The sequence below is a fragment of the Limnothrix sp. FACHB-406 genome, assembly GCF_014698235.1.
Taxonomy (GTDB): Bacteria; Cyanobacteriota; Cyanobacteriia; order CACIAM-69d; family CACIAM-69d; genus CACIAM-69d.
The window spans coordinates 111101-123853 of the sequence record NZ_JACJSP010000011.1 but is presented as its reverse complement, the minus strand read 5'-3'; the positions used below and the strand labels follow the sequence as shown (position 1 = coordinate 123853).

Sequence of the window (12753 nt, the reverse complement as noted above, 5' to 3'; positions counted from 1 at the left end):
CGGTTAAGTGTTAATTCGATTCAGAGGCTTCCGATTCCCGAGATTCAGATTCCCCAGTCCAAATTTGTTCGGCAGGAGGCGTTAACCACCAGGCCAAGCCGCCCAAGCCGGTTTCCGCCAGCACACTCACCAATCGATAGCTGGCCACGCTGGCCAACAGAGCCGCTGGATTGACGATCGACCCCAACAGGGCGATCGCCGCCGCTTCAAAAACCCCAACCCCGCCGGGCGCACCAGGCACGACCAATCCCAACAACCAGGCCAACCCAAACCCACTGGCCAACCGAGGCAAATCCAGAGGATTAATGGCACTAAAGGCCGCCAGAGCTGCCAAAAAGCCCGCGCCCCGCCACAACAAAAAGCCCGTTTCCCCGAACAACGGACCGATCGGGTATTGGCTCAGTTGGGCCGGTTGGTGATGGGGGTTGCTGTCGGTGGTTTGCAGTTTGCGACGACCCAACCGTTGCAGCAGGGGATTCAAAATGCGGGGATGCACCGCCGCCAGCACCCCGATCGCCAGGGCTAATTGCACTCCCCACCAAGCCCGATCGCTCGCCAAAACCCCCAGCAGTAAAGCCGCCACCGCCATCAGTAACGGCTCCAGCAACACACTGGCCGCCGCCACTGGCCAAGCCACGCCCACCCGGCCCGCCGCCCGAATGCGACCGTAGAAATGCCACACATTCCCCGGCAAATACTTGGCCACATTGGTCACCAGATAGGTGCGCAGTACCCAGCCACACGGGGCCGATCGCCCAAAGGCCTGCAACAGCCAGCCCCACACCACCGCTGACCACAAGTGCGCCGCCGCCGTCAGTCCCAACGACAGGGCCAACCAGCCCCACCCTTGGATGGTTAACCGCAAGGTGGCAACTTCCGCCGCCCGATCGAGCAGTGTTTTCAGCAAAAAAGCGAGGACTAGTCCCAAGACCAGCCAGCGGCCAAATTTCTTCAAAGGGGTTTAACCAAAAATTGAGATTGCCATCAACAAGATAGCCACCCAGTAGCCGTTAAATGGCCCCCAATCAGACTTTCATGGGCAATCACAACCCGATCGCAATCCTTGAGGCATTCGATCGCCATACCCAATGAAACACTGCCTGAAGCATAGCGGTCTAGGCACTGAGGGTTACGCACTGCGGGCCAGGAGTGCCGCCAACAACGGAAGACTGATCCAGCCCACCAGCTCAATCCGAATTAGCCAAGAGAGCCACTGAAATTGTGTTTGACCCAGTTGGGGAACCTTGCCTTCTCGCAAACTGCCAATCCAAGACACAAAGGAAATGGTTGGATAAATCGACAAAGCCCCGACCAAGAGAAATAGGCCAACTTTGGTATAGAAAATGGGGTTGCCAAGGTAATAGTCAGCACCCTTGCCAAAGTAAAGAACCCGCAACGCTCCGGTGAATAAAACCAGAGAAGCGGAGATGCCGTAGATCACGTCAGCAATCAGAATTCGCCAGGCTTCCGCGATCAAGAGTTCTTTTTTGAGAGTCAGCAGTTCCACAGCCACAGCCCCAAAGGCCAACATGAAGCTGAGGTAATGGAAATAGGCAGTAATTGCGCTGGGCCACATGGTGATTGGAGGAGTTTTTAGTGAAGGGCAAGTGAAGGGCCAATAACAAATAATGGACTTAAACCGCTTTAAATCGCCCCCTTCAAAACGTGGCTTTGAAACCGCCATTAATAGTAATTGATAACTTTGCTGGCGATCGCCGGAAGCTGAATTTCCCGATGACGACCAGGGGGAGCAGGTGTCGGATCGGGTGGGGCTGTTCCAAAATGGGGTTTTCTGGGTGTTCCGCATTGGTTGCGGGGCCGGAAAAATCAGAAACCGAGGGCGATCGCGCCTTGGCGATCCCAATTTGCGGCATTTGCGGCATTTGCGGCCAGTTTCGACCCCGATTTTCCCCACGTTTTTAAGGTGAACAGCAGGTAAACAGCATGAGCAACACCCCGATCGACTTGAGTAATAAGACCATTTTGGTGACCGGCGGCGCGGGCTTCCTGGGCAAGCAGGTGGTGCAACAGTTGGTGGCGGCGGGGGCGAATCCTGAAAAAATCACGATTCCCCGATCGCGCGAGTGCGACTTGCGGCAATGGGCGGCCTGTGAGACGGCTGTGGCAGGTCAGCAGGTGGTGATTCACCTGGCGGCCCACGTGGGCGGCATTGGCCTGAACCGCGAAAAACCGGCCGAGCTGTTTTACGACAACTTGATGATGGGTACGCAGTTGATCCATGCGGCCTATCAAGCGGGGGTGGAGAAGTTTGTTTGTGTGGGAACGATTTGCGCCTATCCCAAATTCACGCCCGTGCCGTTTAAGGAGTCTGATCTTTGGGAGGGCTATCCCGAGGAAACCAATGCGCCCTATGGGGTGGCGAAAAAGGCGCTGTTGGTGCAACTTCAGGCCTATCGAGATCAGTATGGCTTCAATGGCATTTATCTATTGCCGGTGAATTTGTATGGGCCGGAAGACAATTTCGATCCGGGTAGCTCCCATGTAATTCCAGCGCTGATTCGTAAGGTACATGAGGCACAACAACGGGGCGATCGACAGATTCCGGTTTGGGGCGATGGCAGCCCCACGCGGGAGTTTTTGTATTCCACCGATGCGGCAGCGGGCATTGTTTTGGGGGCGCAGTTGCTGAACAGCTCGGAGCCGGTGAATTTGGGAACGGGTCGGGAAATTTCGATTCGCGATTTGATTGAGCTGATTTGCAAACTGATGGGCTACGACGGGGAGTTGGTTTGGGAAACGGACAAACCCAACGGCCAGCCACGCCGCTGTTTGGACACAACGCGGGCGAAGGAACTGTTTGGGTTTGAGGCGCAAACGAGTTTTGAGGATGGGCTGCGCCAAACGATCGACTGGTATCGCGCCCATGCGGTTTAGGGGGCGATCGGGGGGCAATTGCTGAACTGGCTGAGGGGTGCGGGTTTCGCGATCGAGCGGTGGGGTCGTCACCCTCGACGCTGCCCGATCGCCCCTGTCAAGATGAGAGGCAATCACGCGGCAGGATAGCGCCATGAATATCTCCCCCAGCGCCCTTTACGGTTGGTATCGCGACACGATTCGGAACCCGAAATATCGCCTCTGGATTGTGGCGGGCACGCTGGTGTATCTCCTCAGCCCGATCGATATTGCGCCGGACTTTCTGCCGATCGCGGGTCAACTGGATGATTTGGCGATCGTGACCTTGCTGATTGCAGAGCTGTCGCAAATCGCGATCGAGTGGTTTAAAAATCGCCCCACGGTGAAGTCCGCTCCGGCGGCCACGGTGGCTGACTCTACGGTGGATGTGAACGCCGTCAAGATGGACGGCCAATAATGAAATGATCAGTGATGATCGGCTGCCTCAATTCCCCTTAGTCATCGAGCCAGAGGGCTGGGTCTTGATGCAGGGCTAACAGGATCGATCGATGGGGTGTGCCGATCGGGCGCATCTGTTGCAAACGGGGCGACCAACATTCTCCCGCTTCCAAGTCGGCGATCGTGCCCCAAGCCAAATCCTGCCCTTCGTTTAATTCCAGCTCCGTGAGCGGCACGGTAAGCAATCCGTGAAAGAAAAAATGCTGGCGGCCGCTGTCTTGCAGGGTCGATCGAAACGGACTTAACCGGGGCGGCACAAAGCCAATTTCCTCTTGCAGTTCCCGCCGCAGACCCGCTGCGGGCACTTCGCCGGCCTCCAGGTGTCCGCCAAACAGGCCCCAGTAACCGGGATAGAGAATGTGGGGAAAATCATCCCGCAGTTGCAACAGGAATCGATCGCGCGAGGGAGGATAGAGCAAAGCAAGGGCCACGGCTTCTATTCCTGATCTCGTTCCTGTTTCGGACTCTGTGGATGAACTGTCCCTGTTTAACTCAGATCCTGATTGGGATCTGGGGCTTGGGCTGGGGTCTGATGGACGCATGGCTAATTTAAGGCTCCTCGATCGCGTAAATTTCGCCCATCTCCTGCTGTCCCACTTGGATCGGTTGATAGCGAAGGGAGGTCTTGAGTTTCACCACTTGCCCTAGCTCAAGCTCGGTTCGATCGCCCTGAGATAGCACCCAAATCCAGCCCGTTGGATCTTCAATTCGGTAAATGCGGCCGTCGAGCAGGGGCACTCGTTCGACGGCTTTGCCTTGGATATAGACCGATCGCCCATTGAGCGATGCAGCCGGTTGTTGTTTTAACTCCCCGATCGCAACGGTTGGCGTGCAGCCCACCATTAACCAGGTGAACCCCAGAACTAACCCATGCCACCCCTTGTTTTTTTGTCCTTTTAGCCGTGGTGGGACGGGTGGAGCCAAACGCCGCAACATCTGAGACATGAGCTGCTGAGACATTGCCGGTATGGTGATTTTCAATCAGATCCTGTTGCTCGTTATGGTTGCGCAATCGGGCCCTCAGTGACCACGATTCTTAACTTTAACTTTTGCATTGGCTGCTTCATGGGTTTTCACATGGGTTGACGAAATCGTTGAGGTGCGGAAAATCCTTTAGATTTTGACGCTGAAATGCTCAAAACGCATGATCAATTCTTTACAGTTTGAAGCGTTCTTCCTGGAATTTCTCCCCTCATGACTGCGCGCCTGCTGGACGGAAAAGCCCTTGCCGAGAAAATTCAAGATCGCCTGAAGGTGGAAATTGCGGAACTCCAGCCCGATCGGGGCCGTGCGCCTGGCCTAGCCGTGTTGATGGTCGGGGACAATCCCGCCAGCGCCGCCTATGTCCGCAACAAAGAACGGGCCTGCGAACGTTTGGGCATGGTCTCCTTTGGTCAGCACCTGCCCGCCACGGCCACCCAAGCGGAACTAACCGCCATCATTCATCAGCTCAATGCCGATCCGAACGTGGATGGCATTTTGGTGCAACTGCCTTTGCCGGACGGGCTGGATGGCAACGCCCTGCTGTTGGAAATTGACCCCGACAAGGATGCCGATGGGTTGCACCCGGCCAATTTGGGGCGGTTGGTGCGGGGTGAGCCTTGTCTGCGCAGTTGCACCCCGGCCGGCGTGATGGAAATTTTGCGAGATGGGGGCATTGATCCGGCTGGCAAAAAGGCCGTGGTGGTGGGGCGCAGCATTTTGGTGGGCAAGCCGATCGCCCTGATGCTGCTGGAAGCCAATGCCACGGTGACGATCGCCCATTCGCGCACCCCGGACTTGGCGGCCGTTTGCCGAGAAGCCGATATTTTAGTGGCGGCGGTGGGACGGCCCCTGATGATTGGCCCGGACTACATCAAGCCGGGCGCGACGGTGATTGATGTGGGAATTAATCGAATTACCGATCAGACCGGTAAGAGCAAGCTGGTGGGGGATGTGGATTTCGATCGCCTGTTGGATGTGGCCGGCGCAATCACGCCGGTTCCGGGTGGCGTGGGGCCAATGACGGTGACCATGCTGTTGGCCAACACCGTGGAGAGCTATCGTCGCCGCCTGGCCTAGTTATCCTGACTAATCATCCCGACTAAGTTATCCCGACTAATTGTCCCGATCGCACTCAGGGAATCTTCTGTGTCTGAATGCTCTGGATCGGGGCTTTCTTCATCCAACCGGCTGGATTGAGATTTCCTTTGTCCAGCCGGCTGGATTGAACCAACTGAGGATTTTGGGGAATGGGTCAGAGATCCTCTCGATCGCTGCGGTGGATCCAGCCGGAATAGGTTGATGAGTATCAGTTCAATGAGCGTTAATCAACGGTTTGCAAAGGTTCACAAAATTACTGGAATGGCCTGGAAATTCGCTCGAAATCAGCCCTAAATTCATGCAAAATCTGACGAAATCTGATCAGAATCTGGTCTGTCCCCTCGGGGCGATCCCCTCAGGCGGTACAATGCCCCTCAAACCAACTTCTGACGGTGGTGGTTGTGGTTCAGCGGTTGTTTTGCTAGGCCAAAAGCGCACCGTAACCAGGCCGGATTCCGCCTGTGGCGGCGATCGGGTTCGGTAAGGAAGATTTCTTGCTGTTCTGTTGTGCTTGTCCCATGACCGCTAGCGCGCCTACTGCTCCCTCGACGGGCTTTGATCTCAAAGGCTATCTTCGCGAACGCCAAGCTTTGGTTGAGGCCGCCCTCGATCGATCGATCTCGGTGGTCTATCCCGAAACCGTTTATGAGTCGATGCGCTATTCCCTGATGGCGGGGGGCAAGCGGTTGCGACCGATTCTGTGTCTGGCGGCCTGTGAGCTGGTGGGTGGGGCGATCGAATCGGCCATGCCCACGGCCTGTGCCCTGGAAATGGTTCACACCATGTCGCTGATTCATGACGATTTGCCGTCCATGGATAACGACGATTTTCGGCGCGGCAAACCCACGAACCACAAGGTTTATGGGGAACCGGTGGCGATTTTGGCCGGGGATGGGCTGTTGGCCTATGCCTTTGAATTTGTGGCAACCCAAACCCAAGGCGTGCCGGCCGATCGAGTGGTGCGGGCGATCGCCCTGTTAGGAAAATCCGTTGGGGCCGCCGGCCTGGTGGGTGGTCAAGTGGTAGACCTGGCCAGCGAAGGCAACCCGAACATTTCCCTCGACACCCTGCACTTTATCCATCGCCACAAAACCGCAGCCCTGTTGGAAGCCTGTGTGACCACCGGGGCCACGATTGCCGGAGCCGATGAAGCCACCGTGGGCAAACTGGCGCAATATGCCCAGGACATTGGTTTAGCTTTCCAAATTGTGGATGACATCCTCGATGTGACTGCCACCACGGAGGAGCTGGGCAAAACCGCCGGTAAGGATTCCGCCGTGGAAAAAGCCACTTTCCCGAAACTCTATGGCTTGGATCGATCGCGCGAAATGGCCAAGGAATTGATCGATCGCGCCAAGGCCAGCTTGAACGAATTCGGCGCGGCCGCGGCCCCTTTGCAAGCCCTGGCCGACTACATCGTCAGCCGCAAAAACTAGCAACCACGAGGGCGATCGGCTCCGGTTTCCCGTCCAACCCCCGCTAGACAAGGGGCTTAAGCCCCTTGTCCCGTTGTCGGATCCACCCTTGCTCCGGCCACCGGACTCGCTCCTTTGAATCTGGCCCTCGCGATCGCTTACTCACCCACCGTCCCCAACTCGATCGCCCCCCGCTCGACCCATGGACGACTTTAGTCACATTCTCGATAACCGCATTCTCCTGGTTTCCTTGGGGTCTTGCATCCTGGCCCAGGCCATCAAGCTGGTGGTGGAACTTGCTCGCCAGCGTAAGTTTGACGTGCGCACCCTGGTGACCACGGGTGGAATGCCCAGCGCCCACTCCGCCCTCGTGGCCGCCCTGGCCACGGGCATCGGCCAAACCGTCGGCTGGAGCAGCATTGAATTCGCCATGGCCACTATCTTCGCGATCATCGTCATGTACGATGCCGCCGGGGTGCGCCGGGCCGCGGGCAAACAGGCCGCGGTCTTGAACCAAATCATTGATGAGTTTTTTGAAGGCGACCACCAACTCAGCGAAGAACGCCTGAAGGAACTGCTGGGCCACACACCGTTTCAGGTGATTGTGGGTTGTGGCCTCGGGATTGCCTGTTCCCTGCTGCTGGTTCCGAGTATCGCGATCGGGAGCTAATCGGGAGCTAAACGGGGCGATCGCTCCGGGAATCCCATTCGGGCGCGATCGCCAAAACCCGGTACAATGACTCGGTTAATCTCTTCACGGTGTTCTGGAAACATCGACAAGACAGGCATGATCGACCGCTACACGCTGCCTGAGATGGGCAATCTCTGGACGGACGCATATAAGCTGCAAACCTGGCTGCAAGTGGAAATTGCGGTTTGCGAAGCCCAAGCAGAACTGGGATATATCCCTGCCGAAGCCGTCGAAGAGATCAAAGCGAAAGCTAACTTTGACCCCCAGCGCGTTCTGGAAATTGAAGCGGAAGTGCATCATGACATGATCGCCTTCCTGACCAATGTGAATGAGTACGTGGGCGACGCGGGTCGCTACATTCACCTGGGCTTAACCAGTTCCGATGTGTTGGACACGGCGTTGGCCCTGCAATTGGTGGCCAGCATCGATACGCTGCTCAAGCGGGTGGAATCGCTGATCCAAGCCCTGCGCTACCAAGCCCAGGAACACCGCAACACGATTTGCATTGGCCGCAGCCACGGCATCCACGCGGAGCCGATGACCTTTGGTTTCAAGCTAGCGGGCTGGCTGGCGGAAATGTTGCGCAACCGCGATCGGCTTGTGCAATTGCGCGATCGGGTGGCTGTGGGCAAAATTTCCGGCGCAGTGGGAACCTATGCCAACATCGATCCGCGCGTGGAATCCTTGGCCTGTAAGCTGCTGAGCCTGGAACCGGACACGGCTTCCACTCAGGTGATTTCGCGCGATCGCCATGCGGAATACGTGCAGACCTTCGCGCTGGTGGCGGCTTCCTTGGAGCGATTCGCCGTGGAAATCCGCAACCTGCAACGCACCGACGTGCTGGAAGTAGAGGAATTTTTCGCCAAGGGTCAAAAAGGCTCCTCGGCCATGCCCCACAAGCGCAACCCGGTGCGATCGGAACGGATTACCGGGATGGCACGGGTGATTCGCGGCCACGCCGTGGCGGCCCTGGAAAACGTGGCCCTCTGGCATGAGCGGGACATTTCCCACAGTTCCGTGGAGCGGACAATTCTGCCCGACTCGTCAATTCTGCTGCACTTTATGGTGGTGGAAATGACCAACTTGGTGAAGAACCTGTTGGTTTATCCCGAAAACATGAAGCGCAACATGAACTGCTATGGCGGTGTGGTGTTCAGCCAAAAGGTGCTGTTGGCCTTGGTGAAAAAAGGCTTGACCCGTGAGGATGCCTACGCGGCCGTGCAAGGCTGTGCGCACCAAGCTTGGAACAATGAAAGTGGCGATTTCTATAAGCTCATTTGCCAAGATGCCACGGTGAAATCCCTCCTGTCCCAAGAGGAAATTGATGAGTGCTTTGATCCGCAACAGCACTTGCGCAACTTGGATGTGATTTATCAACGTTTGGGCATCTAAATTCCCCGTTTGGAAACGTTGAACCCAATCGATCGAGACCGGAGCCGGTGGGCAATGGTCTCGATTTTGGTTTGGGCAATTTTGAGCTTGATCGCCCATGATGGAAGCGATCGCGTTGAAGTTGGGGGGCGCAATGGATCTGGAAAGCTGGTTAACCTACGGAGCCATGGGATTAGCGGCGGCGATCGCCCCGGTTTGGTGGTGGGTGGCCACCTCGGCGGGCAGTCAGGCGGCCGCGATTGTGGCGGCGGGTTTCGGCGGGGCGATCGCGCTATTGGTGTTGCTGTGGTGGTGGCTGCGACAGCGGCGATCGGCTAGCTACGGGTCGTATCCTTTGAATTACCGCTCGAGTTCTTCTGGATCGAGTCGATCGACCCTTCACAACCCGATCGATTCCCTGCCCATTAATCAGGATCAGGTGATTGATGCGGTGGGCGAGGCGGCTGAGATTGTGGTGAATGAGGCGATCGAAGAGTTAGCTGAAATTGCGAGCCAACAAATTCAGGATTGGATTGAGGAGCAGACCGCCGAACCAGAGCCGATCGCGGCGGAGTCGGGTAATTTTGCAGATATTTTTGAGGCAGCAGAATCAGCGGCTGATCATGGCGGGGCGATCGAGTCTGACAGCTCCAGCGACTATTCCAGCAGTGATTCCGGCAGTGATTCTAGTTGGAGTTCCAGCGACTATTCGAGCGATAGTTCCAGTGATTATTCCAGCAGCTCCAGTGACTATTCCAGCAGCGATTATTCCAGTAGTTCCAGCGACTATTCCAGCAGCGATTCCGGCTGGAGTTCCAGTGATTAATGCTGATCTAAATCGATCAATTTCCCCGCAGTAATTAGGAATCTAGAACCGTAAACTCCTCCCGAAATCGATTGATCCGATGCAGTTACTCACCTGACCGATCTGATTGTCCGTTATCATCATCAAACCCATTGCGATCGCGAGGACTTACCGATGATTGTCCCCAGCGCCCCGATCGAACCCGTTGCACCACCCCAGCCGATCGACTATCCCGACAGCGACGGCCAGCCGATGGCAGACAACACCAAACAATTCCAATGGATTCAGATCCTGCAAAGTAATCTGGCTGCCATCTTTGCCCATGATCCACAAGTGTTTGTGGCGGGTGATTTGCTCTGGTATCCCATGGAAGGCAACAACACGCTGCGGCAAGCCCCTGATGTGATGGTGGTGTTTGGTGTGCCCAAGGGCGATCGCGGTTCCTATCAGCAATGGCGCGAAGGTAACATTGCCCCGCAAGTGGTATTTGAGATTTTGTCACCGGGCAATCGCTTTGGAGAAATGGTGAAAAAGCAAGCTTTTTATGACACCTATGGCGTGGAGGAATATTACGTTTACGACCCCGATCGCAACGACTTGAGCATTTGGTTGCGATCTAACCCAGGGAGCCTCCAACCAGTTTTTGAGACCACCCCTAATTGGATTAGTCCACGCCTGGGTGTGCGGTTTCAATTGACTGAAGAAACCTTGATGCTGTTTCGGCCCGATGGGTTGCCCTTTTCAACATTGCTCGCAGAATTGCAACGGGCCGAGCAAGCTGAACAACGAGCCATGGAAGCTGAGAAACGAGCCGAACAGGCCGAACAGCAACTCGATCGCCTCGCGGCCCGGTTGCGAGCATTGGGCATCGATCCTGATGCGATCGACTCCTAGGCGATCGCCCCATCAAAAACCCCCGTGATCGAACTAGGCGATCGCGGGGGTGATTCAACTAACAACAACCAAGAAACCGAATCTATTGCTTGGTCAATTGGGTCAGCACTTGGTTCGATCGCGACACAAACGACTTCATGCCATCCGCATCAAAGCCCTTTTGCGCCATCAATGCCAGGTCATAGATGTGGTTGCAAAGCATCTTGCCCAACTCGGCGGCCGGCGATTGGCTGCCATCGGCCAGGGCGATCGAACTGCCACTCAGGCTCAACAGGTTTTCCACCAGCGGGTGCGACGAATTCACCAGCAACACATGGGTATCGGGGAAGCTAGCGGCCTTGCCCTCAAACATCGCCGTCATGTCTTGAATTCGGCGCATTGCTTCTGGCAACAACACCATGGCCGGCGGTGCGGATTCTTCTGCTTTCAGGGCTTCCACGCGCACGGTGACGCTCGGTTTGCCTAGGGCTTCTTCAAACAGCTTCTTGATCCGATCGCTGCGGGTTTCGTTGGTGTTGGGGTCAACAATTTCCGCCTCTTTCTTAGAGGAATCCAGCAGCACTTCATCGAGTTCCGAATCCACCCGCGAGAACTTCACCTCGGAATATTCCCGCTCCAAGAAACTGACGAAGTGCGTGTCAATGAACGAGTCAAGGAACAGCACTTCTAGACCCTGGCTCTTGTGCAATTCCACATAGGTGGCTTGGGAAGCCGGATCGGTGCAATAGAACACGCGATTTTCGTGTTTTTCTTTGTTCCGCTCCAGATATTCCTTCAGGGTGGTGTAGTAGAACCCGTTAGCATCCTTGGCTTCTTGGGTTTCGGCGGGGTTTGACCAAGCATCGCCCTCCTCCGTTTGCACTTCCACCTGCACCGCATCACTACCGCTGCCCAATTCAGCTGTGGTGCGATAGATCAAAATGTCTTCCACTTGCTTCTTGAACTTGTCATCATTCAAGGAGCCAAACTTGACAAACGTGCCCAAATCTTGCCAGCAACGAATGTATTCGGGCAGGTCGCTGCGGTAGAGATCCTTCAGTTGGTCGCCGACTTTCTTGGCAATGTAGTTGGCAATTTGGCGAACGGTGCGATCGGCTTGCAAGTAGCTGCGCGACACGTTCAAGGGAATGTCGGTGCTGTCGATTACGCCGCGCAGGGGCAACAGGAATTTGGGGATAACTTCTTCACAGTTATCGCTGACAAAGACCTGATTGCAGAACAGTTTGATATCGCCCTTGGTGGGGTCAACATCCGGTTTTAGTTTCGGGAAATAGAGAATCCCGTTGATCACAAAGGGATAGTCGGTGTTCAGATGAATCCACAGCAGCGGCTCATCTTGGAAGGGATAAAGATAGCGATAAAACTCTAGGTAGTCTTCCTTGGTTAGGTTGCTGGGCGACTCTTTCCAAGGGGCTTTTTGGCGGTTGATTTGTTCGCCGTTCAGCTCGATCGGGTAGGGCATGAAGTCGCAGAACTTCTTCACCAAACCACGAATCCGCGCCTCTTCTAGATATTCGGCTTCTTCATCCAGCAGGGTGAGGGTAATCGTTGTGCCGCGCTCGGTACGATCGCTCGTGTCGATTTCAAATTCCGTGGAACCGTCGCAAGTCCAATGCACCGCCTGCGCACCCTCTTGGTAGGAAAGGGTATCGATTTCCACAGTGCTGGAGACCATGAACGCCGAATAGAAGCCCAAGCCAAAGTGGCCGATGATGTTCTGATCGGAATTCTTGAATTTCTCGACGAACTCTTCGGCGCTGGAGAAGGCGACTTGGTTAATGTATTTCTCGATTTCCTCGGCGGTCATGCCGATGCCGGTGTCGGTAATCGAGAGCTTTTTGTTGTCTTTATCAAGGGCGATCGTGATTTTCGGTTCACCCACATCGGCGCTGGTTTCGCCCATCATGGCGATCGCCCGCAGCTTAGAAATCGCATCCACGGCGTTGGAAATCAACTCCCGCAGGAAGATTTCATGCTCCGAGTAGAGCCACTTTTTGATAATCGGAAAAATATTTTCGGTGTGAACCGTGATATTGCCTTTCTTTAGCACGCTGCTCATAGGAAACGGCTGGTTGGTGTAGGGAATTGGGACGGCCCTAGGCTAGCGCGATCGCCCCGTGATC

At 55.6% G+C, this 12753-nt stretch carries 15 protein-coding genes; 8 read left to right on the top strand and 7 right to left on the bottom strand.

Annotation, left to right across the window (positions count from 1 at the left end):
- Window positions 1-10: 10 nt before the first annotated feature.
- The 3 genes from H6G53_RS12215 to H6G53_RS12205 form a co-directional block, all read right to left on the bottom strand.
- The gene (locus H6G53_RS12215) at window positions 11-955 is read right to left on the bottom strand and encodes a lysylphosphatidylglycerol synthase domain-containing protein (protein WP_190533267.1); all 945 of its coding nucleotides are present in this window, start codon (window positions 953-955) and stop codon (window positions 11-13) included.
- A gap of 174 nt (window positions 956-1129) precedes the next feature.
- Entirely contained in the window at window positions 1130-1576 is a 447-nt protein-coding gene (locus H6G53_RS12210) for a DUF2214 family protein (RefSeq protein WP_190533264.1), read from the bottom strand.
- Between the two features lie 82 nt (window positions 1577-1658).
- Entirely contained in the window at window positions 1659-1874 is a 216-nt protein-coding gene (locus H6G53_RS12205) for a hypothetical protein (protein WP_190356320.1), read from the bottom strand.
- Window positions 1875-1944: 70 nt separating this feature from the next.
- On the opposite strand from H6G53_RS12205, the gene H6G53_RS12200 reads away from it, so the two are divergent.
- Window positions 1945-2895: a GDP-L-fucose synthase gene (locus H6G53_RS12200; protein WP_190533261.1), complete on the top strand. Its 951-nt coding sequence runs from the start codon at window positions 1945-1947 to the stop codon at window positions 2893-2895.
- Window positions 2896-3028: 133 nt separating this feature from the next.
- Entirely contained in the window at window positions 3029-3331 is a 303-nt protein-coding gene (locus H6G53_RS12195; RefSeq protein WP_099531504.1) for a YkvA family protein, read from the top strand.
- Between the two features lie 37 nt (window positions 3332-3368).
- Here the strand turns inward: H6G53_RS12195 and H6G53_RS12190 are convergent, their stop codons facing one another.
- Together H6G53_RS12190 and H6G53_RS12185 are read right to left on the bottom strand one after the other, a co-directional pair.
- Complete coding sequence (locus H6G53_RS12190) at window positions 3369-3803, bottom strand: NUDIX domain-containing protein (protein WP_347343138.1); 435 nt, start codon at window positions 3801-3803, stop codon at window positions 3369-3371.
- Between the two features lie 118 nt (window positions 3804-3921).
- Window positions 3922-4317 carry a hypothetical protein gene (locus H6G53_RS12185; protein ID WP_190533255.1) on the bottom strand — a complete coding sequence of 132 codons (396 nt, stop codon included), beginning with the start codon at window positions 4315-4317 and terminating at the stop codon, window positions 3922-3924.
- A gap of 249 nt (window positions 4318-4566) precedes the next feature.
- Between H6G53_RS12185 and folD the strand changes: the two genes are divergently transcribed.
- The 3 genes from folD (at window position 4567) to H6G53_RS12170 (ending at window position 7539) form a co-directional block, all read left to right on the top strand.
- Window positions 4567-5433 carry a bifunctional methylenetetrahydrofolate dehydrogenase/methenyltetrahydrofolate cyclohydrolase FolD gene (gene folD / locus H6G53_RS12180; protein WP_099531501.1) on the top strand — a complete coding sequence of 289 codons (867 nt, stop codon included), beginning with the start codon at window positions 4567-4569 and terminating at the stop codon, window positions 5431-5433.
- Window positions 5434-5972: 539 nt separating this feature from the next.
- Entirely contained in the window at window positions 5973-6890 is a 918-nt protein-coding gene (crtE, locus tag H6G53_RS12175; RefSeq protein WP_099531518.1) for a geranylgeranyl diphosphate synthase CrtE, read from the top strand.
- Window positions 6891-7071: 181 nt separating this feature from the next.
- A complete protein-coding gene (locus H6G53_RS12170; RefSeq protein WP_099531500.1) occupies window positions 7072-7539 on the top strand; it encodes a divergent PAP2 family protein in 468 nt (155 codons plus the stop codon).
- Here the strand turns inward: H6G53_RS12170 and H6G53_RS19000 are convergent.
- Window positions 7536-7658, bottom strand: a complete 123-nt coding sequence (locus tag H6G53_RS19000) for a hypothetical protein (protein ID WP_255512365.1) — start codon at window positions 7656-7658, stop codon at window positions 7536-7538. The genes H6G53_RS12170 and H6G53_RS19000 overlap by 4 nt on opposite strands.
- Here H6G53_RS19000 and purB point away from each other — a divergent pair.
- The 3 genes from purB (at window position 7657) to H6G53_RS12155 (ending at window position 10630) form a co-directional block, all read left to right on the top strand.
- Entirely contained in the window at window positions 7657-8952 is a 1296-nt protein-coding gene (gene purB / locus H6G53_RS12165; RefSeq protein ID WP_190533252.1) for an adenylosuccinate lyase, read from the top strand. The two genes, H6G53_RS19000 and purB, sit on opposite strands and share 2 nt — an antisense overlap.
- Window positions 8953-9049: 97 nt before the next feature.
- Window positions 9050-9757 carry a hypothetical protein gene (locus tag H6G53_RS12160; RefSeq protein WP_190533249.1) on the top strand — a complete coding sequence of 236 codons (708 nt, stop codon included), beginning with the start codon at window positions 9050-9052 and terminating at the stop codon, window positions 9755-9757.
- A gap of 153 nt (window positions 9758-9910) precedes the next feature.
- A complete protein-coding gene (locus H6G53_RS12155; RefSeq protein WP_190533246.1) occupies window positions 9911-10630 on the top strand; it encodes a Uma2 family endonuclease in 720 nt (239 codons plus the stop codon).
- Window positions 10631-10712: 82 nt separating this feature from the next.
- Here the strand turns inward: H6G53_RS12155 and htpG are convergent, their stop codons facing one another.
- Complete coding sequence (gene htpG, locus H6G53_RS12150) at window positions 10713-12689, bottom strand: molecular chaperone HtpG (RefSeq protein ID WP_190533241.1); 1977 nt, start codon at window positions 12687-12689, stop codon at window positions 10713-10715.
- Between the last annotated feature and the right edge of the window lie 64 nt (window positions 12690-12753).